This window comes from Tardiphaga sp. 813_E8_N1_3, assembly GCF_051811025.1.
Lineage (GTDB): Bacteria > Pseudomonadota > Alphaproteobacteria > Rhizobiales > Xanthobacteraceae > Tardiphaga.
Genome location: NZ_JBPWQE010000001.1, coordinates 566,397 through 588,940, shown reverse-complemented (window position 1 = coordinate 588,940; position 22,544 = coordinate 566,397). Strand labels below are relative to the sequence as shown.

23 protein-coding genes are annotated in these 22,544 nt (G+C 61.7%); 9 read left to right on the top strand and 14 right to left on the bottom strand.

Going from position 1 to position 22,544, the window contains the following annotated elements; translation table 11 throughout:
* Positions 1-153: 153 nt before the first annotated feature.
* The 3 genes from AB8A33_RS02750 to AB8A33_RS02740 are packed head-to-tail and all read right to left on the bottom strand — an operon-like array spanning position 154 to position 2,853.
* Positions 154-2,064: a M3 family oligoendopeptidase gene (locus AB8A33_RS02750; protein WP_439091327.1), complete on the bottom strand. Its 1,911-nt coding sequence runs from the start codon at positions 2,062-2,064 to the stop codon at positions 154-156.
* Positions 2,065-2,089: 25 nt separating this feature from the next.
* Positions 2,090-2,527, bottom strand: coding sequence for a hypothetical protein (locus tag AB8A33_RS02745; protein WP_439091326.1), 438 nt, complete (start codon positions 2,525-2,527; stop codon positions 2,090-2,092).
* A complete protein-coding gene (locus AB8A33_RS02740) occupies positions 2,524-2,853 on the bottom strand; it encodes a helix-turn-helix domain-containing protein (RefSeq protein WP_089265882.1) in 330 nt (109 codons plus the stop codon). Before AB8A33_RS02740 ends, AB8A33_RS02745 begins: the two co-directional genes overlap by 4 nt.
* Positions 2,854-2,963: 110 nt before the next feature.
* On the opposite strand from AB8A33_RS02740, the gene AB8A33_RS02735 reads away from it, so the two are divergent.
* The 5 genes from AB8A33_RS02735 (at position 2,964) to AB8A33_RS02715 (ending at position 10,119) form a co-directional block, all read left to right on the top strand.
* On the top strand, positions 2,964-3,305 hold the full coding sequence (locus AB8A33_RS02735) for a hypothetical protein (protein WP_439091325.1): 342 nt from the start codon (positions 2,964-2,966) through the stop codon (positions 3,303-3,305).
* 135 nt (positions 3,306-3,440) lie between these two features.
* On the top strand, positions 3,441-4,091 hold the full coding sequence (locus AB8A33_RS02730) for a TerC family protein (RefSeq protein ID WP_439091324.1): 651 nt from the start codon (positions 3,441-3,443) through the stop codon (positions 4,089-4,091).
* Between the two features lie 62 nt (positions 4,092-4,153).
* Positions 4,154-5,656 (top strand): sigma-54-dependent transcriptional regulator, encoded by a 1,503-nt coding sequence (locus AB8A33_RS02725; RefSeq protein WP_439091323.1) that lies wholly within the window; start codon positions 4,154-4,156, stop codon positions 5,654-5,656.
* Positions 5,657-5,991: 335 nt separating this feature from the next.
* Positions 5,992-8,181 (top strand): L,D-transpeptidase family protein, encoded by a 2,190-nt coding sequence (locus AB8A33_RS02720; protein ID WP_439091322.1) that lies wholly within the window; start codon positions 5,992-5,994, stop codon positions 8,179-8,181.
* 285 nt (positions 8,182-8,466) lie between these two features.
* Positions 8,467-10,119 (top strand): DUF882 domain-containing protein, encoded by a 1,653-nt coding sequence (locus AB8A33_RS02715; protein WP_439091321.1) that lies wholly within the window; start codon positions 8,467-8,469, stop codon positions 10,117-10,119.
* A 144-nt stretch (positions 10,120-10,263) separates the two neighbouring features.
* Here the strand turns inward: AB8A33_RS02715 and AB8A33_RS02710 are convergent, their stop codons facing one another.
* On the bottom strand, positions 10,264-10,539 hold the full coding sequence (locus AB8A33_RS02710) for a DUF2312 domain-containing protein (RefSeq protein WP_068728829.1): 276 nt from the start codon (positions 10,537-10,539) through the stop codon (positions 10,264-10,266).
* Between the two features lie 188 nt (positions 10,540-10,727).
* The gene (locus tag AB8A33_RS02705) at positions 10,728-11,030 is read right to left on the bottom strand and encodes a DUF1244 domain-containing protein (RefSeq protein WP_439091320.1); all 303 of its coding nucleotides are present in this window, start codon (positions 11,028-11,030) and stop codon (positions 10,728-10,730) included.
* Positions 11,031-11,207: 177 nt separating this feature from the next.
* Here AB8A33_RS02705 and AB8A33_RS02700 point away from each other — a divergent pair, with 177 nt between their 5' ends.
* Both AB8A33_RS02700 and pyk read left to right on the top strand, forming a co-directional pair.
* On the top strand, positions 11,208-11,816 hold the full coding sequence (locus tag AB8A33_RS02700; protein WP_439091319.1) for a DUF1036 domain-containing protein: 609 nt from the start codon (positions 11,208-11,210) through the stop codon (positions 11,814-11,816).
* Entirely contained in the window at positions 11,813-13,246 is a 1,434-nt protein-coding gene (pyk, locus tag AB8A33_RS02695) for a pyruvate kinase (protein ID WP_439091318.1), read from the top strand. The genes AB8A33_RS02700 and pyk overlap by 4 nt, the downstream gene beginning before the upstream one ends.
* A 59-nt stretch (positions 13,247-13,305) precedes the next feature.
* On the opposite strand, the gene AB8A33_RS02690 is transcribed toward pyk, so the two are convergent.
* The 3 genes from AB8A33_RS02690 to AB8A33_RS02680 form a co-directional block, all read right to left on the bottom strand.
* Positions 13,306-13,734: an OsmC family protein gene (locus tag AB8A33_RS02690; protein ID WP_439091317.1), complete on the bottom strand. Its 429-nt coding sequence runs from the start codon at positions 13,732-13,734 to the stop codon at positions 13,306-13,308.
* 42 nt (positions 13,735-13,776) lie between these two features.
* The gene (locus tag AB8A33_RS02685) at positions 13,777-14,739 is read right to left on the bottom strand and encodes an alpha/beta fold hydrolase (protein ID WP_439091316.1); all 963 of its coding nucleotides are present in this window, start codon (positions 14,737-14,739) and stop codon (positions 13,777-13,779) included.
* A gap of 74 nt (positions 14,740-14,813) precedes the next feature.
* Complete coding sequence (locus tag AB8A33_RS02680) at positions 14,814-15,536, bottom strand: DUF3750 domain-containing protein (RefSeq protein ID WP_439091315.1); 723 nt, start codon at positions 15,534-15,536, stop codon at positions 14,814-14,816.
* Between the two features lie 201 nt (positions 15,537-15,737).
* On the opposite strand from AB8A33_RS02680, the gene AB8A33_RS02675 reads away from it, so the two are divergent.
* Positions 15,738-15,920, top strand: a complete 183-nt coding sequence (locus AB8A33_RS02675) for a hypothetical protein (protein ID WP_439091314.1) — start codon at positions 15,738-15,740, stop codon at positions 15,918-15,920.
* Between the two features lie 93 nt (positions 15,921-16,013).
* On the opposite strand, the gene AB8A33_RS02670 is transcribed toward AB8A33_RS02675, so the two are convergent.
* The 6 genes from AB8A33_RS02670 to AB8A33_RS02645 all read right to left on the bottom strand — a co-directional run bounded on the left by AB8A33_RS02670 (position 16,014) and on the right by AB8A33_RS02645 (position 21,633).
* Entirely contained in the window at positions 16,014-18,320 is a 2,307-nt protein-coding gene (locus AB8A33_RS02670) for a mechanosensitive ion channel domain-containing protein (protein WP_439091313.1), read from the bottom strand.
* Between the two features lie 227 nt (positions 18,321-18,547).
* On the bottom strand, positions 18,548-19,192 hold the full coding sequence (locus AB8A33_RS02665; RefSeq protein ID WP_439091312.1) for a tetratricopeptide repeat protein: 645 nt from the start codon (positions 19,190-19,192) through the stop codon (positions 18,548-18,550).
* A gap of 102 nt (positions 19,193-19,294) precedes the next feature.
* Positions 19,295-19,420, bottom strand: coding sequence for a type B 50S ribosomal protein L36 (ykgO, locus tag AB8A33_RS02660; protein ID WP_055038661.1), 126 nt, complete (start codon positions 19,418-19,420; stop codon positions 19,295-19,297).
* A gap of 240 nt (positions 19,421-19,660) precedes the next feature.
* Positions 19,661-20,632, bottom strand: a complete 972-nt coding sequence (locus AB8A33_RS02655) for a Bug family tripartite tricarboxylate transporter substrate binding protein (protein WP_439091311.1) — start codon at positions 20,630-20,632, stop codon at positions 19,661-19,663.
* A 63-nt stretch (positions 20,633-20,695) separates the two neighbouring features.
* On the bottom strand, positions 20,696-21,136 hold the full coding sequence (locus tag AB8A33_RS02650) for a MaoC family dehydratase (protein WP_068728848.1): 441 nt from the start codon (positions 21,134-21,136) through the stop codon (positions 20,696-20,698).
* A gap of 20 nt (positions 21,137-21,156) precedes the next feature.
* The gene (locus tag AB8A33_RS02645) at positions 21,157-21,633 is read right to left on the bottom strand and encodes a MaoC family dehydratase (RefSeq protein WP_089265867.1); all 477 of its coding nucleotides are present in this window, start codon (positions 21,631-21,633) and stop codon (positions 21,157-21,159) included.
* 106 nt (positions 21,634-21,739) lie between these two features.
* Here AB8A33_RS02645 and AB8A33_RS02640 point away from each other — a divergent pair, with 106 nt between their 5' ends.
* Positions 21,740-22,510, top strand: a complete 771-nt coding sequence (locus AB8A33_RS02640; RefSeq protein WP_120287146.1) for an IclR family transcriptional regulator domain-containing protein — start codon at positions 21,740-21,742, stop codon at positions 22,508-22,510.
* Positions 22,511-22,544: the final 34 nt, after the last annotated feature.

The following is a 22,544-nucleotide window of genomic DNA, read 5'->3' as shown; positions in this document are numbered from 1 at the left end:
TTCGTATGTTGCCACGGAATTAGCGTAATTGATTAGGGAGAGCAACGGCTCGTGGCATACCACGGCGATCTTTGCATACCGCAGTGCATCAAGCCGGTGGATGATTTTCACTTGCCTAATTTTCCGCCGTATCGAATGAAGCAAGGGGGTCCCCTACCCCATCGCTTCCAGCTCATCGATCATCCCCGAGATGACCGAGAGGCCGCCATCCCAGAAAGCCGGGTCCTTGGCGTCGAGACCAAAGGGCTTCAGCAGTTCGGAATAGTGCTTGGTGCCACCGGCAGCGAGCATCGCGAGGTAGCGTTCCGCGAAACCTTCCTGGGCGTTCTCGTAGACAGCGTAGAGCGAGTTCACGAGACAATCGCCGAAGGCATAGGCATAGACGTAGAACGGCGAGTGGATGAAGTGCGGGATGTACATCCAGAAGTTCTCGTAACCCGGCTTGATCTCGATCGCGGGCCCGAGGCTTTCGGTCTGCACGCTGAGCCAAAGTTCGCCGAGCCGTTGCGCGGTGAGTTCGCCGTGGCGACGCTCGGTGTGAACAGCGCGTTCGAATGAATAGAACGCGATCTGCCGCACCACCGTGTTGATCATGTCCTCGACCTTGCCCGCGAGCAATGCCTGGCGCTGCTTGGCGCTCCTGGTCTGCGACAGCAGCCGCTTGAAGGTCAGCATTTCACCGAACACGCTGGCGGTTTCGGCCAGCGTCAGCGGCGTCGGCGCCATCAGCGCGCCATTGCGGGCAGCGAGCACCTGATGCACGCCATGGCCGAGTTCATGGGCGAGCGTCATCACATCGCGCGGCTTGCCCTGATAATTCATCAGCACATAGGGATGCGCCGACGGCGTGGTCGGATGCGAGAAGGCGCCGGGCGCCTTGCCCGGCCGCACCGGCGCATCGATCCATCGATCGGTGAAGAAGCGCTTGGCGATATTGGCCATATCGGGTGAAAACGCGCCATAGGCGGTCAGCACCATGTCCTGCGCGTCCGACCATGGAATCGTGCCGGTCGGTGCGAATGGCAGCGGCGCGTTGCGGTCCCAATGGGCGAGCTTCTTCTTGCCGAACCAGCGCGCCTTCAATTGATAATAGCGATGCGACAGCCGCGGATAGGCTGCGCGCACCGACGACACCAGTGCATCGACCACTTCGCGCTCGACGCGATTGTTGAGATGGCGGGAATCCGCAATGTCCTGGAAACCGCGCCAACGATCAGAGATTTCCTTGTCCTTGGCCAGCGTGTTGGTAATCAGCGCGAAGGTGCGCTCATTGGCCTTGAAGGTTTTCGCCAGCGCTTGCCCGGCCGCCTTGCGTTTGGCCGGCGCGCGGTCCTGCAGCATGGTCAAGGTCGGCTCGATCGCCAGTTCCTTGCCGCCGAGCCTGAAGCGAAGCCCCGCGATGGTCTGGTCGAACAGGCGGTTGAAGGCGCCATAACCGGTCTGTGACTTTTCGTGAAACAGTTGCTCGACGCGGTCTTCGAGCTGATAAGGCTTGTCCTTGCGGCTGTCTTCGATCCACGGCCGGTAGTGGCCAAGTTCGGGCGTCTGCATCGCCTGCTCGATCACAGCGTCATCGATACGGTTGAGCTCGAGACTGAAGAACAGCAGATGCACCGACGCTGCAGTGATGCGCTCGGAGACGTCACCGTAGAATTTCGAAATCGCGGGATCGACGCTATCGCCGGCATGGACGAGGCCGGCATAGGAGCCAAGCCGGCCAGCGAGATCGTCGATCGCCTCATAACGGCGAACAGCTTCCGCGAGCCACACACCGCCGCCCGGCCGGGCTGTCTCTTCCGCGAGCTTGCCCTTATAATCCGCTTCGAAGGCCGCGCATTCGGCGTCGATCCTATCGAGATCCCCGGCAATCTCCGGTGCGTCGATCGCCGTGTAGAGATCCGCAAGATTCCATTCCGGCAGCTTTCCCCCCGGCGATTTGGCCGATGATTTCGACGCCACCTTGCTCACCGCTTTTTTGACCGGAGCGGATTTGCGCGAAACAGTCTGGCTGGAAGCGATCTTTCGAGAAGGCTTGGCGGTCCGGGCAGTCGCAGATTTCGTCATGAATACTTTCGGTTGGATGCAGCCGTCACACGAAAGCAGCGAGCTGCGGAGCGAAATGGACAAGCAGTTCTTCGCCCTCGATCATCAAGGGTTCGATCTCGTCATGAAGCATATGGCGAATCGTACACCACACCATGACAATCCGTGCGACAAGCCACCATCGCGTCCCGCGCAGCGCAGTGCGGGCATGCGCCGCCACCAGCGGCAGGCTGCGATGCTCGAACAACAGGCGCCCGGTGCCGTCTTCGAGAATGTATCGGCCACCCACGCGCGAGACGCACAATTCGCAGCCCTGCTCCGGCTGCGGTCCCAGCAGATAGAGCTGCGCATCACCGTTCTCGGTGATGCCGGTCTCCCATTCGCGGCCGCGATGCCCGAGATTGATCGTGTCGGCAAGCGTGGCGAGCTCGGTCTCGCTCCACGCGCCCACCAGCGGTTTACGCTGAAATGCGATGATGTTCATTTGGGTGCTCCAAACAACAGCCGGTGCAATTCCGGCTCGTAATAGACCAGCAAATGTTTTGCGAAGGCGGCCGGCTCCAGACCGAGCTGAATGGCCCATGCTTCCATCGTTTCGGTGGGCACCCGACTGAAGCCGTTCTCAACCTGCGAGATGAACGTGTAATATTTGAGACCGAGTTTTGCGGCGAGATCGACCTGCGATAACCCGGCTTCCGCACGTCGCGCTTTTAGCCAATCCCCAGCCTGTTTTCGCAACTGCCGCGCTTCCGGCAAGGCTTTGCCGCGCTGCACTCCAGCGAAATCCTCTTGATTTTCGCCACGTTTCATGATTACGAAACTATCCAGTATGAATTAAAGATCTGACGACTTCCTGTAGCACGACTATCGAGCTGCAAGAACGTTGCGGACGGGATGAAACGATACCCGGCAGAACAACAATGGCCTTTACGGATCGCAACAGCATCGGGTGCAAGTATGCGCCTCCTGCCCCTCACCGGGTCAAGGAGCTGTTTGCCGCAAGCCTTCTGCTGGCGCTGACCGCGGCACTGGCCTTGCGCGCATTTGTCTCGCTCGACGCGCTGGCGCCGATGGTCGCCACCCTGCTATTCGCACTTGCAGCATTGATGGCCGGTGGCGCGCTGATTCCGCGGAACTTCGCGCGGCGCGCGACCTGGTTCGATGTCGCCGGCGTCCTGACCTTCATCGGGGTCGGAATCAGCATCTTCATTGAGCCCGACCAGATGGTTCGGCTCGTCACCCTTACGGATCAACCCGAGTAACGGATCGGATCAACCGCGGGATCAAACCCGCATGTTTGCAAGCACGACTTTTAACAAGCACGTCCTGGCCCGGGCCCCTCTGGCAGTTCACCCGAACTGTGATGTCGGACTGGACGTTCATACGGAGTGGCCCACATGACAGACTTCTTCACCGCTGAAGCTATGACTGCACTTTTCCAGGTCGTGATGATCGATCTGGTTCTCGCCGGCGACAACGCCATTGTAATCGGCCTTGCGGCCGCCGGCCTTCCCAAGGAACAGCGCGGCAAGGCCATCCTGATCGGCATCGTCGCTGCCACCATCCTGCGTATCGGTTTCGCCAGCATTACCGTTCAACTATTGCAGATCATCGGCCTGCTTCTGGCCGGCGGCATCCTCTTGCTGTGGGTGTGCTGGAAGATGTGGCGCGAATTGCGCGCCGGGCATGAGCACGATCTTGACGAGCTCGAAAAGCTCAACGCCGACGGCACCGCCAACGGCCCGCGCAAGACGCTCGGCCAGGCGATCTGGCAGATCACTGTCGCCGACGTCTCCATGTCCCTGGACAACGTCCTCGCGGTCGCCGGTGCTGCGCGTGAACACCCGAGCATCCTGATCTTCGGCCTGGTGCTGTCGATCGCGCTGATGGGTCTCGCCGCCTCCTTCATCGCCAAGCTGCTGCAGAAGCACCGCTGGATCGCCTATGTCGGCCTCGCCATCATTCTCTATGTAGCGGGTGACATGATCTATCGCGGTGCCCGCGAAGTCTGGCCCTATGCGACGGCTTACCTCGCCCCGGTGTTATGAAAGCATTAAGGCTTTGATCGCCATGGTGGCTCAAATCGGGACATACCCGCTCTGGAGTTGCCATGGCCGAACGAATCCTCATCGCCGATGACGACGCCGTCCAGCGCCGCCTCCTCGAAAACATGGTGCAACGCTGCGGCTATGAGGCCATCACGGTCGATAGCGGCGACGCTGCCATGGCTCGGCTGATTGATCCCGAAGCGGCCGCCATCGACGCGCTGATCCTCGACCTGATGATGCCCGGCCTCGACGGCATGGGCGTGCTCGACAAGATCCGCGATAGCGGCCTCAGTATCCCCGTCATCGTCCAGACCGCCCATGGCGGTATCGAGAATGTTGTGTCCGCCATGCGCGCCGGCGCGCATGATTTCGTCGTCAAACCTGTCGGCGTCGAACGTCTGCAGGTGAGCCTGCGCAATGCGCTCAATACCAGTGCGTTGAAAGGCGAATTACAGCGCATCAGGCACAGCCGCGAAGGCAAGCTCACTTTTGCCGACATCGTCACCCGCAACGCCGGCATGGACGCCGTGCTGCACACCGCACGCAAGGCGGCAACCTCCACGATCCCCGTGCTGATCGAAGGCGAGTCCGGCGTCGGCAAGGAATTGATCGCACGCGCCATCCACGGCTCAGGTGAGCGCCGCAGCAAACCATTCGTCGCCGTGAACTGCGGCGCCATTCCCGACAACCTCGTGGAGTCGATCCTGTTCGGCCACGAGAAGGGCGCCTTTACCGGCGCCACCGACCGGCATCTCGGCAAGTTTGTCGAGGCTCACGGCGGCACGCTGTTTCTCGACGAAGTCGGCGAGCTGCCGCTATCGGCACAAGTGAAGCTGCTGCGCGCGCTTCAGGAAGGTTCGGTCGAGGCCGTGGGCGGGCGCAAGCCGGTCAAGGTCGATGTCCGCATTATCTCGGCCACCAACCGCAAGCTGCTCGATCTCGTCAAAGCCGGGCAATTCCGCGAAGACCTGTTCTATCGCCTGCATGTGTTGCCGCTCACGGTGCCGCCGCTCCGGGCGCGCCGCGAGGACATTCCGTATCTGCTGCGACATTTCCTGGCGCGCTTCTGCGCCGAGGAGAACAAACCGATTACCAGCATCGCCGGCGACGCTATGACGATGCTCACGCAACTCGACTGGCCGGGCAATATCCGGCAGCTGGAAAACGCCGTCTACCGCGCCGTGGTGATGAGCGAAGGCGATCAACTCGGGCTGGCCGACTTCCCGCAAACGACCGCGCACGCCCCATCGATCGTGGCATCGGCGGTCGCGCCGCTGATTGTAGACCCCGTCTTCCACACGATGGCCCCGACCATGGTACCGGGCATCGACGCAGCCCCGATATCGCTCGCCGCTGGAAGCCTGTCCATGCTGACAGCCGAGAACGAGGTAAGGGCACTGGAAGAGCTCGAATCCGAGATCATCCGCTTTGCCATCGCGCACTATCGCGGCCAGATGTCGGAAGTCGCACGGCGCCTCAAAATCGGCCGGTCGACGCTCTACCGCAAGCTCGATGAGGCAGCGGAGAAAGATTCATCGATTGCGGATTCCGCACCGTCGAACTGAACTTCTCGCCTCCCACGCGATTGAACATGTTGTTGCGATCGCTATGGAACTTGAACCGTTGCGGTCTGGTGACACATAAAGTCAAAAGCATCGGTGAAACCTCGGTATGCGTTGCAAACCGGGGAGGTTGAGGTCAGTTTGTTGTGACTTGTCCGACAAGCGCTAGCGCTTGTGCCGGGCGCGTGTATCGTCTGCACAGAAAGAGCTCTGAATCGCCGTCATCGCGTGACGGCTAGGGAGCAAGCAGGCAAACAACGCGACTGCTTCAGCCGAAGCTGGTGACGTCAGACTAGAACTGTTCCATGTCGGAGCAGCTCACCTAATGAGGTGCGAGAATGCGAGACTATTCCAAGGGCCGTTCCGGATTCGACCACGTGCTGATGGCCGTGGCCGCAACATTCCTGACGGTCTCCGCTGGCGCCGCTGCTGCTGCCCAGAGCGCATCGCCCCGCGACAGTGTCTCCGAACTCGCCATCGATGCGGCGGTGCCGCGCCCGGAACCCGCCAACGTAGCCCCGCCGACCGCCGCCGACTTCAAGGCCGATGTACCGAAGGCCGAGACCACTGCGTCCGTGCCGGACGCAACCCGGGCGTCCGAGAAGACCATCGGATCGACCTCGACCGATACGCCAAAGGCAACCGAGGCTGCGCAAGCGCCTGCGGATGTGAAGCCGAGCGAGGCTGTAACCGCGCCCGCCGCTGCGACGCCGCCGGCCGCGACTGCCGTCGCACCTCCTGCGCCCGCAGCCGAGTCCCCGAAGGACGTCGCCAAGGACATCGCCAAGCCCGCGACCACCGTTGCGTCCAGCGATCAGCCGGTCGCCGAGAAACTGCGCGATATGTTCGGCGCCAAGTCCACTCGCTATTTCGACCGCAAGGGCGAGCGCGCGGCGGTCGAAAAGTTCTACACCGCACGTGACTTCGCACCGATCTGGACCCAAGGCGGCGCAACGACCCCTGCCGCCAAGGGCGTCATTGCGCGCCTCAAGGACGCCGCTTCTGACGGCCTCGACGCTGCCGATTATCCGGTGCCGGATTTCACCGCGGCGAATACGCCCGATGCGCTCGCCGAGGCGGAGCTGAAGCTCACCGCCAGCATGCTCGACTATGCCCGCCAGGCACAGAGCGGCCGCATGCACTGGTCGCAGGTGACTGGCGACATCATGTATCCGGAGCATCCGACCGATCCGGCGGAAGTGCTCGCCAATATCTCGACGGCGAAGAACGCTTCGGCAGCCCTCGACGCCTACAACCCGCCGCACAAGGGCTATCAGGAACTGAAGAAGAAGCTTGCTGAACTGCGCGGCGAAACCGCAGCGCCGATGCAGCCGATTGGCGAAGGCCCGGCACTGAAGTTCACCAAGGCAACCAAGAAGAACGCGAATCCCGCGGTGATGGACGACTCGCGCGTGCCGCTGCTGCGCGCGCGCCTCAATATCGAGAATCCTGCCGACACGAAATACGACGCTGCTGTTGCTGACGCAGTTCGCAAGTATCAGGCGAGCAACGATCTGAAGGCCACCGGCGTGCTGGACGAGGCCACCGTGCGCGCGATGAATTCGCCGAAGCGCGATCGCCACATCGATACGGTGCTGGTCAACATGGAGCGTTGGCGCTGGCTCCCGCGCCAGCTCGGCGCGTCTGCGATCGGCAACGCCTATGTGATGCTGAACATCCCTGACTATACGCTGAAGGTGATGCAGAACGGCGCGCAGGTCTGGACCACACGCGTCGTCGTCGGCAAGCCGGGCAATCACGCCACACCGCTGATGACCGAGACGATGAAGTACATCACGGTCAACCCGACCTGGAACGTGCCGCCGTCGATCATCTACAACGAATACCTGCCCGCCCTGCAGCAGGACCCGACGGTGCTTGACCGCATGGGCCTCAAGCTGACGCGCAATTCCGACGGCAGCATCCACATTGCGCAGCCGCCCGGCGAAGCCAATGCGCTGGGCCGCATCCGCTTCAACTTCCCGAACAAGTTCCTCGTCTATCAGCACGACACACCGGACAAGAACTTGTTCGGTCGCGACGAGCGCGCCTTCAGCCACGGCTGCATGCGCGTGCAGAATCCGGATCAGTATGCCGCGACGCTGCTGAACATCACGATGCCGAACGAGCACTACACGCCGGAGAAGGTTCGCGGCATGTATGGCCGCAGCGAGATCGACCTGAAATTCCCCACGCCGATCCCGGTGAACATCACTTACCAGACAGCCTTCGTCGATGACGCCGGCAAGCTGCAGCTGCGCAAGGATATCTACGGACGTGACACGCAGATGATGCAGTTGCTCCGCGGCGGCAAGAACAAGGATCTGGAGCAGATGGTCGCCCGCGCCCAGCCGAGCTATTCGCGCCCGCGCGCGGATATCCCGCAGGGCGTGGCCTTCAACGACAACGGCTCGCGCATGGCCAGCAATGGCGGCCTGTCCTTCTTCGAGCGCCTGTTCGGCGGCGGTGCGCCGACACCACAACCGGTTGCACCCGGCCAAAGGCCGCGCCGTACGGTAACCCGCTAAACTGCGACTTCGGCACCAAGATTCTGAAGACTTATCAAGGGCTTCACCTTCCGGTGGAGCCCTTTTTACGTTTCGCTCTTTATCCAGATTAACCATCGTCCATCTGGAACCCGGCAGCGGGCTATTTTTCGCCATACTCAATGGGTTAAGTTTAATGGCTGGCTGAAAAGCCCGCTTGGGGGGATGGGTTGTAAATCTCGGTTAACCCTCCCGTTTTAAGAGTACGTTCACTCTCTGTCGCCGCATGGGGTAGCGAGAGAGTTGTCGACTTGGGTGGGTTCATACGTGCTGAGCGGTTTCGCACGCAAAACGAGATTGCGAACATCGCGCGCTGGCTTTCATGCCGGCCTCGCGTCAGTTCTGCTGATGGCAGGCGCCAGCTCCGTCCATAACGCCACCGCTCTCGACGAAACCCGCACCCTCTCTTTCCACCACACTCATTCCGGCGAAGATCTGACCGTCACGTTCAAGCGTAATGGCCGCTATGACGACGACGGGATGAAGAAGATCAACTATTTCTTGCGCGACTGGCGCAGCCAGGACCAGACCAATATGGATCGTCGCCTGTTCGACATCCTCTGGGAGGTCTATCGCGACGTCGACGCCAAGGCGCCGATCCAGATCATCTCCGCCTATCGCTCTCCCGCCACCAACGCCATGCTCCGCCGCCGCTCGTCCGGCGTCGCTCGCGCCAGCCAGCATATGCTCGGCCACGCGATGGACTTCTTCATTCCCGGCGTGGCGCTGGAAAAGATCCGCTTTGCCGGTTTGCGCCTGCAGCGCGGCGGCGTCGGCTTCTATCCGACCTCCGGCTCGCCTTTCGTGCATCTCGACACCGGCAGCATCCGTCACTGGCCGCGCATGACGCATGACCAGCTGGCGCGCGTATTCCCCGACGGCCGCACCGTGCATCTCCCCACCGACGGCCGTCCATTGGCTGGCTATCAGCTGGCGATGGCTGAGATCGAGAAGCGCGGCGACGGTGACAGCGCCGCTTTTGCCAAGAGCAAGCCGGGCCTGCTCGCCTCGCTGTTCCGTGGCGGCAAGTCGAATGACGACGACGACGAGAGCGCAGCAGCCGCGATCGCGCCCGCCAAGCCGTCGCCTGTCGGCATGATGGCCGCTGCGATGCCCGCGAAACCGGTCGATACGAAGCAGGCCGAAACGAAGCAGGCTGAAACGAAGTCTTCGGACCCCGTCCCGATGCCCCGCTCCAAGCCGGCCGCAGCCGCGACCTACCAACTTGCATCGGCTGACACCGAGACCGTTCCGGTACCGCGCCCGAAGGCACCGATTCCGGCGCCCGCAGCCAAGGCCGACAACCGGCCGCAGACGCCGGCCGATATCATCAATACCCGCGGCTTCTGGGACGATATGCCGGCGCCGAAACAGGCCACGCCGCAGCAGGTCGCCGCAATCACCGCGCGCCAGGCCTTGGCCAATGTGGTCGATCCGGCCGCGAGCGAGTCCAGCTTCGCCAAGGCGATGGCCTATGCGCCGCCAGCGAACTCCCCGGTCGACCGCGCCAATGTCGTCGCCGCCAGTGCGCCGATCCCGCGCAGCATACGTCCGGCCTCCGTAGCCAAGAACCCGATGGCGGTGAATAACATCACCACCGTTGTCGCGAAGGGCGCTCAGGGCCAGAGCAGCACCATTGCTGTCGCGACCCGCCTCACCGCAGCTGCCATTCCCGACAACCATGTCTGGATGCGCGCGATGATCCTGGCGCCGAGCGCGACCACGTCGATGTCAGCATCGGTGATGGGCGACGGTGACATGACGATCCTGCGCGCGCACTTCGTCAAGCCGCAGGCGGTGGTGGCGATGACTTTCTCGGATGATCCGCAGCTCGGTCTGGTCTGTGAGCGCTTCACCGGCTCGGCAACGGCCTCGCTTGCGACGACTGCATTTGTGATGCGCACGGCGTCGCTGCGCTAAGAGCCCGAATTTCTCAGGCTATAGTGGTGTCATGGCCGGGCTTGACCCGGCCATCCATCATTATTTCTGTGGCTAGATGGATACGCGGGTCAAGCCCGCGTATGACACCTGAGTGTTTGGCTGAGTATTGGCGCGCTAAGCGCCTTACAGCATTCCGAGAGCCTGCAGATAGGTCTCCAGGATCGTCTCCTGCTCGGCACGCTCGTTGGCGTCTTGCTTGCGCATGCGGATGATGGTGCGCAGCGCCTTCACGTCGTAGCCGTTGCCCTTGGCTTCGCCATAGACGTCCTTGATGTCGTCGGAGATCGTCTTCTTTTCTTCTTCAAGGCGCTCGATACGCTCGACGATAGCCTTGAGCTGATCCTTGGCGAAAGAATGTGTCGCCTGATCGTCCAGCACGGACGCAGCAGAGGTGGCCATCGAAAACTCCTGGTGAACTGATGTTGCTTTAAGCGGATATGGGGTGGGTTTGAGTGCGCAGCGTTATGCGCGCATTAATCTTAAGGAAATGACACTCAAGACCAAGGCGCCTTGCGTCAAGGCGCCTTCGCGGTCATCCACAGCGCCCCCACAGCTTTGATTTCATGCCTCAAAAAGACGAGAAATCGTCAGTGCCCGCCGTGCGCTTTCTTCATGGCCTCAATTTGTTCGGGTTTGGCCTCGGCCTGATGCAGCGATTTCCAGGTCTCGTAAGGCATCCCGTAAACCGCTTCGCGGCTCTCATCCTTGGTCATCGCCACGCCCTTGGCGTCGGCAGCATCCTTCAGCCAGTTTGACAGGCAGTTCCGGCAGAAGCCGGCCAGATTCATCAGGTCGATATTCTGCACATCGGTGCGATCGCGCAAATGGTCAACCAGCCGGCGAAAGGCGGCAGCCTCGAGTTCGGTCTGGGTCTTGTCGTCAATCGCCATGAATGGTCTCGCTGTTGCACCCGATACCGGCCTGTCGTCTTCATGTAACATGGGCGCTGTCACAGATTTTGCCATATCACAACGCAAACCGCATGGCGGGGCAGAATTGGTTCCGTGACCGTTGACAGGCCCGCCGGGTCACGCGAAATCGTCAATGAATTGAGATAGCTTCGCCGCATGATCGCACCAGATTCCCGTCACCGCCCTTTTCGACGCGTCCCCTTCGCCGGCCTGTTGCCGGTGTTGGCGCTGGCTCTGTCGTGCCTGTGGACGAGCCCTGCGGCGGCTGATTTCCGGCTGTGCAACAACACCTCGAGCCGGGTCGGGATCGCGCTGGGCTACAAGGATGCCGAAGGCTGGACCACCGAGGGCTGGTGGAACGTCTCGTCGCGCGCCTGCGAGACCTTGCTGCGCGGAACCCTGGTTGCGCGGTATTATTATATCTACGCACTCGATTACGACCGGGGTGGTGAGTGGTCGGGTCAGGCCTTCATGTGCTCTCGCGACAAGGAATTCACTATCAAGGGCACCGAAAACTGCCTCGCGCGCGGCTTCGACCGGACCGGCTTTTTTGAGGTCGACACCGGCGAGCAGCGGGCCTGGACGGTGCAACTGACCGAAACCAACGAACAACCGCCGAAGCTGCCGGGCATTCCGGGGCCGACCGGACCACCACCAGGTGCGCCCGGTGCGGGCTTCCCCAACCTGCCCAACACGCCAGGTGGCGCGCCCCCGGGTGGGTCAACGACCCTGCCGCCATCAGTACCGCCGGGAGGCAAACAATGAGACGCCAACGCCGCATCAAGATTCTGGCCACGCTCGGCCCCGCCTCCTCGGACAGCGCGATGATCCGCAAGCTGTTCGAGGCCGGCGCCGACGTGTTCCGCATCAATATGAGCCACACGCCACATGACAAGATGCGCGAGCTGGTGAAGACCATCCGCAATGTCGAGAGCAGCTACGGCCGCCCGATCGGCATTCTGGTCGATCTGCAGGGCCCGAAGTTGCGCGTCGGCGCCTTTGCCGAAGGCGGTGTGCAGCTCAAGAACGGCGAGAGCTTCGTGCTGGATTCCGATCCTGCCCCCGGCGACGCCACCCGCGTGCACCTGCCGCATCCGGAAATTCTCGCTGCGCTTCGCCCGGGCCATGCGCTGCTGATCGACGACGGCAAGCTGCGGCTGATTGCCGAGGAGACATCGAACGACCGCGCGGTGACGCGCGTGGTGGTCGGCGGCCGCATCTCCGACCGCAAGGGCGTAAGCCTGCCCGATACAGACCTGCCGGTGTCGGCAATGACGCCGAAGGACCGCCTGGATCTGGAAGCCGCACTCGAGACCGGCATCGACTGGATAGCCCTGTCCTTCGTGCAGCGCGCCGAAGACGTTCATGAAGCCAAGCGGCTGGTGCGCGGCCGCGCATCCATCATGTCGAAGATCGAGAAGCCGCAGGCGATCGACCGTCTCGATTCCATTCTGGAAGCGTCCGACGCGCTGATGGTGGCGCGCGGCGATCTCGGCGTCGAATTGCCGCTGGAACGGGTACCAAGTCTACAAAAGCGCATGACGCGCATGGCGCGCCGCGCCGGCAAACCCGTCGTCGTCGCTACGCAGATGCTGGAATCGATGATCCAGAGCCCGGTACCGACTCGTGCCGAAGTCTCCGACGTCGCGACGGCCATCTATGAAGGCGCGGACGCCGTCATGTTGTCGGCCGAATCCGCCGCCGGCAAATTCCCGGTCGAAGCCGTCGCGACGATGAACCGCATCGGCGAGGAAGTAGAGCGCGATCCGACTTATCGCTCTGTGCTGATGGCCCAGCGCCCCGAGCCCGAGCCGACCGCCGGTGACGCCATTGCGGACGCCGCACGACAGATCGCCGAAACGCTGGATCTGTCTGCGATCATTTGCTGGACCAGCTCAGGATCCACCGCCGTCCGCGTCGCCCGTGAACGTCCGAAGCCGCCGGTGGTAGCGATCACGCCGAACCTCGCCGCCGGTCGCAAGCTGTCGGTCGTGTGGGGCGTACACTGCGTGGTGGCGGAGGATGCGAAGGACCTCGACGACATGGTCGATCGCGCCGCACGCATCGCCTTCCGTGACGGCTTCGCCAAAGCCGGCCAGCGGGTCATCATTGTCGCTGGCGTGCCGCTCGGCACACCAGGTGCGACCAATATGGTTCGCATCGCTTATGTCGGGCCAAACGACGCAGATATGTAGTTCACCGATACAATCTCTCCCCACGATGGCGGGGAGAGATTGTGTCCGCCGCCTGAGGCCTAACCCACCAGCGTCGCGTCGAGCGTGATTTCCGCGTTCAACACCTTCGACACCGGACAGCCGGCCTTTGCCATCGCGGTGAGTTCGTCGAACTTCGCCTTGTCGGCGCTGGGAATAGAGGCCGAGAGCGTGAGGTGCACTTTGGTAATGGCGAAGCCGTCACCCTGCTTCTCCAGCGTCACATCGGCCTTGGTTTCCATATTGTCGGCTTTGAACCCTGCTTCGCCAAGGATCAGCGACAGCGCCATGGTGAAGCAGGCGGCATGGGCCGCGCCGATCAGCTCTTCAGGATTAGAGCCAGGCTTACCTTCGAAGCGGCTAGCGAAACCATACGGATAGTCGCTGAGTGCGCCGCTCTTGGTGGAAATCGATCCCTTGCCGTCCTTGATGCCACCTTGCCATTTGGCCGAACCGAAAGTCGTGGTCATGCAATTCTCCTCAATTTGGTTTGAAGCCGATCGAACGGGAGGTTAGCGCAAGGCGGCCTTCGGTTTTGTGTCAGCGGCCGAGATCATGCCCTCGATCTCCCCCATGATAAGATCAGGTGCAGCATTTTGCACCATATGACCAACATTCGGCAGCACGATTAGTTTGGCGCCCGGCACAGTTTTCGCAAAATGACGCGAATGAAGCTCGGGCGATACGATGGTGTCGGCCGAGCCCACAATGACGACGGTCGGCACGTCGATCTCAGCATAGCGCGATGCCTGCGCCACGACGGCGGATTTCAACGTTACGAGATCCGAGGCATTGGCGAGGAAGTTGCGCGGCCGCAGCACCAATTGCGTCGCGGTCTGCGCGATATAGCCTTCGGGCATAACCTGCGGCGCAAACACTGCGCGTCCGCCCATGTCCGTCAGGAAATAGCCGAGCGGCAGCGTGATCGTATAGGCCAGCAGCTTCCCGATCACCGGCGTGGTGACGACCTTGTTATAGATGCCAACGCCACCAGGCCAGGGATGAGTGACACCCGCCAGCATGACCAATCCTGCGACACGCTGCGGATAGTCCAGCGCCATCAGCGCGCCCAATGCGCCGGCAAGCGAATGCACCACGACGACCGCTTGATCAACACCGAGTTTTTCGAGCGCTTCGTCGATCATCCTCGCCTGCATCGCAGGAGAAGAGTTCGATACATCGTCACGCAAGCTCCAGCCAAAGCCGGGACGGTCAATCAGGATGACACGGTGTTTTTCTGCCAGCATATTGCCGAGCGGCAGCCGCATGGTCTCCATGCTCGACGTGGCGCCATGGATGAGGACAATCGGCGGGCCGGATGCATCGCGTGGTCCGATCTGCATCACATGCATACGGCCACCCGTAACATCGACAAGCTTAGCCGCTGGCGGGTATTTCCGCTCGAATATGCGCACGCCGACCTGCGTGGCCACGGCCAGCACGCATAACGCGATCACCACAGTGACTGAGATCATCGCCAATATCCGGGGAATTTTGTGCACGATCCAGCTACGCGACGGTACCCTGAGGGTTTCGCGCCGCGCGCCACTTACGCGCTGACGCCAAGACGACCAATGCCCGGCAGTTTGATCGCGGGCCGGCGGATGTCGAGGCCGAAGACGGCACCGAGCAGATTGAGCTCGACCCCTTCGACCCAGCCTGCGGTGACACCGAGATAGCCGCCCAGTGTGGCGCGCACACCGGTGCCGGAGGGTGTCCAGCCAAAGGCATTGCCGGCATAGGGAAAATCCTTGCCGATGGCGGTGGGCGGCAATGCCACCTGCAATTCGGGCACAGCGGCCAGAACGGCTGCGACAAAGGTGTTGGAGTTCGGCCCCGGCCAGGCCCGATAGTCGCCGTAAGAGCGCCAAGAGTAGCCGGCGATCGCCGTCTGGATCTTCGGGATCATTGCCGTGGCCGCGTCACCATCGGCAGATGCGATGGCGGCCGGCACGTCACCGAACCAGCGGCCGTCAGCGGCAAAACCATTCAGACGGATCGGCTCGCCCCACGCCGTATAATCGTAGCGGGTATAGCGCAACGCGCCCTTTTCCTTGAATACGATCCAGCTATGGACCGCAAAGATACCGCGCCAGCGCACGGTCCGCGCCGCGAAGACTCGCACCAGCGCCTCGGGATGCACGGCGGGCGGTGGCAGCAGGCCAGCACTGGAACGATCCGCGCTCTGCCAATCTACCGAGCGATCACCCATCCAGTATCTGGCGGCCGATACACCGATGGGAACGAGGAGCAGCGCGAGCAGCACAATCACAAATTTTCTCACCGAGGAAAGACCCGTGGGGGGATGCAATGTTGTGGATATGGGGGCGTTTTGCAGCTTTGCTACGGCGGTCGCGACGAATGGTTCTTCCAGAACTGTCCACGCTATCCACAGGAACGCATTTGTTCCCGCCCGGTTATCGCCATGATCAGGCGGCGGACTGACGCCATGATCTGAACTGGAGATAGTTCCATGACGTCCCGCCCCACTGATACTTTGATCGACGAAATCATTTCTACCTGCAACGGCGACTTGCGCGGCGCGCTCAAGGCTTTGCTGATGGTCAACGAGCAATTGGAAGCAGAGTTGCAGCAACTCTATGCCGCTTCACCCCAGTTCGGTGCTATCCGGCCCGGCAATAACGTCCTGCACTAGATCGACGGACGCACCTGTTCTGGATCGTCCTTGTCTTACGGCTCTTCCTTGTCGTTCACTTTCGGGCCGCATCGTCGAAAAGCAGCTAAAGTGCTAGCCGGCGCGGCGCTGCGCTGACTTGCTCTGCCGGGTATCTGCGTCATTGCCCTCTGCAGCTTCAGCGGTCGGCGGAGGCAACTGCATCAGGACGGTCTGTCCGGGTGACGCGATCTCGATACCTTCTTCTTGGAAGCAGATTTTCATGCGGCGATTGAATTCGCGCTGCACCGCCCAGCGGCCGGAATCGGTACAGCGGATCTGGCCGACGATCGTCGCCATCGAACCATCGACCTTGTCGACGCCCCACAATTCCAGGTCGCTGCGGATCAGCGGCTTGAAAGCTGCCTCATTGCGCATCTGCTCGACGATGTCCTTCAGCAACTGGCCGGCGCGGTCGGTATCTTCCTTGTAAGCGACGCTGACACTGACGGCTGCGTTGCCTGCACCGCGGCTGGCATTGGTAATGGTGGTCACCGCGCTGAAGGGAATGATGTGAACCGAACCATCGCCAGCACGCAGCCGGATGGTACGGATCGAGACGTTCTCCACGACACCCGACAGGCCCGACACCGTGACGTTGTCTCCGACCTGCACGGTGCTTTCCAGCAGCAGGAACAAGCCGGTAATCACGTCCTGCACCAGCTTCTGCGAACCGAAGCCGATGGCAATGCCGAGGATGCCGGCACCGGCGAGCAGCGGCGCGACATTGACACCAATCTCGCTCAGCGCCGTGAGCGCAACCACCGCAATGATTACCCCGAGCAATGTAGTACGCAGCATCGGCTGAAACGTGCGCAGACGTGCCGCGCGGGCGAAATGAGCGTCGCGCGTCAGCGCCGCAAGCTGACGCTCCATCAGCGCATTGCTACCTTCCCACACAACCGCAGCGACAATGGCCGCGATGCCGACAGTGACGACAGCCGAGACGACCCGACTACCGATCTGGCCGCCATAGAACCAGACAATTGCATTGACGCCCCACACTTCTAGCAAGGCAACCAGGCCGATCACCGCGATGATCGTTGCGACGACCTTGCGCAACAGTGGCAGATAACGATTGGCCCGCGTCTCAAGACCCGGGAAGCGCTGCAGAATTTCCGGTTTGATGCGAAAACCGCGATCGATGAGACTCAACGCAATCATCGAGACGAGCCGGGCCACCAGCGCGACAATGACCGTGCCGACGATGTATCGCAGCAGCAATGAATAACCGTTCTGGATATTGAGCGCCCAGATGGTCCAAGCCGCCATCACGACGACGATCGCCAGCACATGCCAGAGACTGGCGAGGCGATTGCGCATCGCGCTCAGAAAGCCGGTCGCGCCAACCGGCGCGCGCAGTGCATCGGAAACGGGCTTCCGGCACTGCAGGACGATGACGACGACAAACAGATGCACGACCAGCATCACGAGTTTGATCAGCGCAAAATGCGCCGAGCGATAGAGGCCCATCATCAGGGCGACATTGGCGATTGCGATGCCGGTGGCACCGACGCCGACGATGCGACGCGTCCAGATTTCGAGATAGGCTGCGGTTTCCTCCTTCACCCTGAACAGAGCGAGCGGCCCGAACAGTGCGCGCATCGCACAGATGATGGCACGCGCCACAACATAGCTGTTTACGATCGCAAGGATCGCGAGGCGGGTGATCCCGGCATCGCCGATCTGGGTGCCGAGCAACAGCGATACCGTGCCGGTGAAGACGAAAATCGGAAACAATTCGAGGAGAAGACGCCCGACGACATAGGGAAGCCGCAGCAGCGATTGCCATGCCCGGGTCAGGCTACGCCGCCGCTTGTTGAGATCTGGCGCCTCGGTGAAATCGGCAGTGGAAGACGGCGGATCAACGCGTTCAATCACCGCCGCTGGCGCACGCGCGACAAAGGGAATACGCGCTTCGAGCGCCGCCTGCGGCCTCCGCAGCAGCCAGACCATGAGCCATTCCGCCGCCAGCGCACCGCCGAACACGACAACAAGCTTCCAGGCGATGTCGAACAGGAGATGATAGGTGGCGGGATCGTTGGCGCTGCGCTGCAGCCAGTACCATAGCGCGGGAAAGCGCGTGACCGATTGCACGGCTGTCGAGACCTCACGCGTCATATCGCCGAGCTGATCGGAAATCGTCACGAGTAATTGCGCGCCAAGACTGTCGGCATCGAGTGGAATAGTAGGCTTCTTCTCGGGCGCCGCGGGTGTCGCCGTGGCGATTGCGCGCAGCGTGTCGATCATTTCCTTGCGCTTGGCGTCGTCCTGCAATGTGTCGAGCGCAGCCTTGGCCTGATCGGGGGACAGAGTCGAAGCTGCAGGCGCAGGCGGCGCATCGGCCTTCTGCGCCAGCGCAGGGCTGGTCACAGCAGCCATCGGTGCGGCCATCAGCAGACATAACAAGGCGAATAGCGGAAATGACTTCGGCGCCAAAAGGTGTCCCTTCCTGTGGCTCGGAAAACGCCCTTTTCGCCCGTTTCCTGTGTCAGAAGTTTGATTCCCCGGCGACGATGTCTTGTTTTTCCGTCGCGGGCAGCAGGGATGCGTCAAAACAGGGCGATGTTCCCGCGATGTCCCGCGAGCGCCCCGACTTTCAAGGAATTTCAGATATCCCGGCCTTCGACCTTCTCGGTCAGGGTCTTGACCAGCTCCGGCACCTTTTCGAGATGCGGATTGACCGCAAGCGCCTTGCGGAACGCATCAAGCGCACGCTTGTCGTCGCCGAGCTCCTGCATGATCATGCCGAGCCCTGCCAGAGCACCGAAATGCCGGGGTTCGCGTATCAGCACCTGCTCGATATCCTGCAGCGACCGGGTGTAATCGTTCTGCAGATAATACAGCGTGGCGCGCCGATTCCAGCCCTCAACGTAATCGGGGCGCAGCTTCACCACCGCGCTCAACAATTGCAGCGACAGATCAACCTGCTTGGCGTCCAGCGCCGTCTTGGCGCGGGTCATCAGCAGCGCCGTCGTGTCGCTCGTGGTCTGCGACCACAGGGCCCAGATCCGGCCTTCGACGTGTTTCGCGCTGGCTTCGTCCGGCGCCGCTTTCAGCGCACCAAACAGGAAATCGAGGCCGCGCGTCTTATCGGCGTTGACCTTCGGCAGTTTGGTGGGCGGCTCGGGAATCTTCTTCGGCGCATCCGGGGTCACGATCTGCGGATCTTTGACCTGCGCGCAAACGGGTGCTGCGCCCAGAAATGCGCTCAGCAGAATTCCAAAACCTGCGGCCGGGATTCTCAATGCCATGCCACAAGTCTAGACACGAAAAAACGCGCTGCAAAGCAGCAGCGCGTCAAACACCTGTGATGTCGCGAGGCCCAGCCGGCAAAATCCCGGCCGAACAGCAACTCAACCCTGGCGAGCCTTAAAACGGCGCTGGGTCTTGTTGATCACGTAGACTCGGCCCTTGCGGCGGACCAGGCGGTTGTCGCGGTGACGACCACGCAGCGATTTCAACGAGTTACGGACTTTCATCGGTCAATCCTGATAGCTTGCGATACTGACGTCAAAGGCCGTGCGCAGCAGGCCGAAATCAGCGAAAATGAGCTTGAGCCCGCTGGCGACCAAGTCGCCCGGGACCCGCGGTTTCTAAGCCATCGGGCGCCGGACTGTCAATCCGATCCGGGCATCTGGCGACCACCGGATCGATATTTGCAGGTATTTTGGTGGCTTAAGGGTCCGGGAACAGCCACCGGACTCTCAAACCCGTGCGGATCACTCTTGCGGGACATTCGCGGTTTTCACCACTGCGCCCCACTTCTTGATTTCCGAATCGACGAAAGCCGTGAATTCAGCTCCCGTCAGCTTGCCCGGCTCGACGCCCTGGGTGGCGAATTTCTCGCGGGTCGCGGGTGCCGCCAGGATCTCCTTCATGGCCGCGGCCAGCTTCGTATAGGCCGGGTTGCCATTGGCCTGCGGCATATACATGCCGAACCAGGCGGTTGCCTCGAACCCCCTTACGCCAGCCTCATCCAGGGTCGGCGCGTTGGGGAGCGAGGCCGCTCGGGTGAGGCTGGTGACCGCGAGCACACGGATGTTGCCCGCCTCGGCAGCAGGCAAAACAGTCGGCAACGTATCGAACATGATCGGAATATGGCCGCCGATCAGATCGTTCATCGCCGGCGCGGCGCCCTTGTAAGGGATGTGCTCGATATTGATTCCAGCCATCTGCTTGAACAGTTCGCCCGACAGATGATTGGCGCCGCCGACGCCGGCCGATCCGAAGGACAGCTTGCCGGGCTGCTTCTTCGCCAACTCGATCAACTCGGCGACCGACTTCGCAGGAAAATCCCTGGTCACAACAAGCGCATTTGGCGCCGTCGCGATCAGGGCGATCGGCGAGAAGTCCCTCTGCGTCTCGTAAGGCAGACTCTTGCGCAGGCTCGGATTGATCACGTGATGCGTGGCCGTGACCAACAACACGCTGCCATCGGCGGGCGACTTCGCGACAACTTCCGAACCGATCGTGCCCGATGCGCCGGGCCGGTTCTCGACGATCGTGGTGACGCCGAGCTTCTCGCCCAGATATTGCGCGACGAACCGCGCGAGGATGTCCGTCGTGCCACCTGCCGGGAACGGCACGATGATCTTGATCTGATTAACTGGAAAATTCTGCGCCAGCGCGCCTGACAACATGACAAAAGTCATCGCCAGACACGACAGGGCGAGCCTCGTGAGCTTCTTCATTTCGATCCCTTGCCTGTTCTTGTCCGGCGTGCGGACTATGCCGCACGCCGTTGCATTGAGCCACTAGGCTGTCAGCGGAAATTCAACCATCGCCTCGCCAACAGCGACCTTCTCGTCGTTCTGGTTCTTCACCAGCACGTCGATCAGCACCCAGCGCGACTTCTCGGTGGTCTGCTTGGCCTTGATGATGCCAACCGGCTGAATGGTGTCGCCGGGCTTCACCGGCTTGACCCAGCGCGTTTCGAGACGGCGATGGATTGCACCCGCAGGATAGGCCCAGTCGGTCAGCATGCGGGTGATCAGCCCGAAGTTATTCATGCCATGCATGATGATGCCGCCGAAATTGGTCTTGCCGAACGAGTTCTTCATGTAGTTGTCGTCGAGATGCAGCGGATTGTAGTCGAGCGATCCATCGCAGAAGAGCCGGATCGACTCGCGCGACACTGCGAAGCTCGGACCGTCGATGGTGTCGCCGGTGGAGAGTTTGTCAAAGCTGGTTGTCATGGTTGATCTCCTTGCCACGCTCACATCGGGCGAATGGTCTGGCCGCGGCCAGAACAGATGACGTCGCCGCGCTGGTTGAAGAACACGTTGTCGTGGACCACGAACAGCCGCTCGCGCTTGATGAACTTGTCGAGCGCGCGGGCCTGCAGGGTGATGGTGTCTCCGGGCCGTGCCGGGACATTGTAGCTCCAGGACTGGCCAGCGTTGACGGTGCCAGGTGTGCGCATCCAGTCGTCGGCCGGCGTGCAGGAGAACATCAGCAGGATGTGGATCGATGGCGGCGCGATCAGCCCGCCATAGGGCGACGCCTTCGCGTAAGCCTCATCGAAATACAATGGGTGGTTCTCGCCGACCGAGCGGCAATAAAGCTGGATCGCCTCCCTCGTCAGGACATAAGGCAGCGTCTTGCGTGGCTCGCCCGGGACGATCTCGTCCCAGACCTTGCGCAGGTTCGCGTCCTTCCAGAAATCGGTTTCAAAAACTTCCGCTTGCGCCATAGCGCCTTCTCCACTAACGTTCACCAGGCGAACTTTATGGCCGCCTTACGAACAACTATAGGCGCGGTTTCCTGGGACTGACAAGTCCGAACCGGTAGGATGGTGCATGGCCAAAGACAGTGACGGTTTCGTTCGGGCGATCGCCCGTGGTTTTGCGGCCGTCGAAGCGCTGGGTCGCCCACCGGGCCGGCACACGCTCTCGGAAGTCGCCGCGATCGCGGGCCTAAGCCGCGCGACGGCGCGCCGGATGCTGGCGACGCTGATCGTGCTGAAATACTGCGAAGCCGATGGCCGCTATTTCAGCCTACGCCCGCGGGCGCTGGGGCTTGGCCTTTCCTACCTCAATGCACTGCCTTACTGGGGCTACGCGCAACGCGCTTTGGAAGACCTGCGCAACGAAATCGGCGAATCTTGCTCGCTGGCTGTGCTGGACGAGACCGAGATCGTCTATGCGCTGCGATTGCCGGCGCAACGCATTCTCTCGGCCAATCTCGCCGTCGGCAGCCGCCTGCCCGCCCACGTGGTGTCGCTCGGCCGCGTCCTGCTGGCGGCCCTGCCGCCGGACCAGCGCGCGCACTATCTCGCCACCACCGAATTCAAGCATATCACCCCACGCACCATCACCGATCCCGTGCTGCTGGAACGCGAGCTCGAACGCGTCGAGGCCGAAGGCTATGGCTGGGTCGATGGCGAGCTCGATCCAGCGATCTGCGGTATCGCCGTCCCCGTCCGCGACCACGGCGGCCGGGTCGTCGCGGCGATCAGCGTGAATGCCATCTCGGGCACGATGGACGAGGCGACGGCAAAGGAGAAATACCTGATCCCACTCCGCCGCACCGCGCAGGATATCCGGACACAGTCCTTCTCCACCGGCTAGATCAGCAGCGTTCCGCGCCTTTCATTCAGCAGGC

Excerpts from the sequence above, each read along its gene's own strand:
- AB8A33_RS02750 (WP_439091327.1), bottom strand. The coding sequence starts at position 2,064 with ATGACGAAATCTGCGACTGCCCGGACCGCCAAGCCTTCTCGAAAGATC.
- AB8A33_RS02745 (WP_439091326.1), bottom strand. The coding sequence starts at position 2,527 with ATGAACATCATCGCATTTCAGCGTAAACCGCTGGTGGGCGCGTGGAGC.
- AB8A33_RS02740 (WP_089265882.1), bottom strand. The coding sequence starts at position 2,853 with ATGAAACGTGGCGAAAATCAAGAGGATTTCGCTGGAGTGCAGCGCGGC.
- AB8A33_RS02735 (WP_439091325.1), top strand. The coding sequence starts at position 2,964 with ATGGCCTTTACGGATCGCAACAGCATCGGGTGCAAGTATGCGCCTCCT.
- AB8A33_RS02730 (WP_439091324.1), top strand. The coding sequence starts at position 3,441 with ATGACAGACTTCTTCACCGCTGAAGCTATGACTGCACTTTTCCAGGTC.
- AB8A33_RS02725 (WP_439091323.1), top strand. The coding sequence starts at position 4,154 with ATGGCCGAACGAATCCTCATCGCCGATGACGACGCCGTCCAGCGCCGC.
- AB8A33_RS02720 (WP_439091322.1), top strand. The coding sequence starts at position 5,992 with ATGCGAGACTATTCCAAGGGCCGTTCCGGATTCGACCACGTGCTGATG.
- AB8A33_RS02710 (WP_068728829.1), bottom strand. The coding sequence starts at position 10,539 with ATGGCCACCTCTGCTGCGTCCGTGCTGGACGATCAGGCGACACATTCT.
- AB8A33_RS02705 (WP_439091320.1), bottom strand. The coding sequence starts at position 11,030 with ATGGCGATTGACGACAAGACCCAGACCGAACTCGAGGCTGCCGCCTTT.
- AB8A33_RS02700 (WP_439091319.1), top strand. The coding sequence starts at position 11,208 with ATGATCGCACCAGATTCCCGTCACCGCCCTTTTCGACGCGTCCCCTTC.
- pyk (WP_439091318.1), top strand. The coding sequence starts at position 11,813 with ATGAGACGCCAACGCCGCATCAAGATTCTGGCCACGCTCGGCCCCGCC.
- AB8A33_RS02690 (WP_439091317.1), bottom strand. The coding sequence starts at position 13,734 with ATGACCACGACTTTCGGTTCGGCCAAATGGCAAGGTGGCATCAAGGAC.
- AB8A33_RS02685 (WP_439091316.1), bottom strand. The coding sequence starts at position 14,739 with ATGATCTCAGTCACTGTGGTGATCGCGTTATGCGTGCTGGCCGTGGCC.
- AB8A33_RS02675 (WP_439091314.1), top strand. The coding sequence starts at position 15,738 with ATGACGTCCCGCCCCACTGATACTTTGATCGACGAAATCATTTCTACC.
- AB8A33_RS02670 (WP_439091313.1), bottom strand. The coding sequence starts at position 18,320 with ATGGCTGCTGTGACCAGCCCTGCGCTGGCGCAGAAGGCCGATGCGCCG.
- AB8A33_RS02665 (WP_439091312.1), bottom strand. The coding sequence starts at position 19,192 with ATGGCATTGAGAATCCCGGCCGCAGGTTTTGGAATTCTGCTGAGCGCA.
- ykgO (WP_055038661.1), bottom strand. The coding sequence starts at position 19,420 with ATGAAAGTCCGTAACTCGTTGAAATCGCTGCGTGGTCGTCACCGCGAC.
- AB8A33_RS02655 (WP_439091311.1), bottom strand. The coding sequence starts at position 20,632 with ATGAAGAAGCTCACGAGGCTCGCCCTGTCGTGTCTGGCGATGACTTTT.
- AB8A33_RS02650 (WP_068728848.1), bottom strand. The coding sequence starts at position 21,136 with ATGACAACCAGCTTTGACAAACTCTCCACCGGCGACACCATCGACGGT.
- AB8A33_RS02645 (WP_089265867.1), bottom strand. The coding sequence starts at position 21,633 with ATGGCGCAAGCGGAAGTTTTTGAAACCGATTTCTGGAAGGACGCGAAC.
- AB8A33_RS02640 (WP_120287146.1), top strand. The coding sequence starts at position 21,740 with ATGGCCAAAGACAGTGACGGTTTCGTTCGGGCGATCGCCCGTGGTTTT.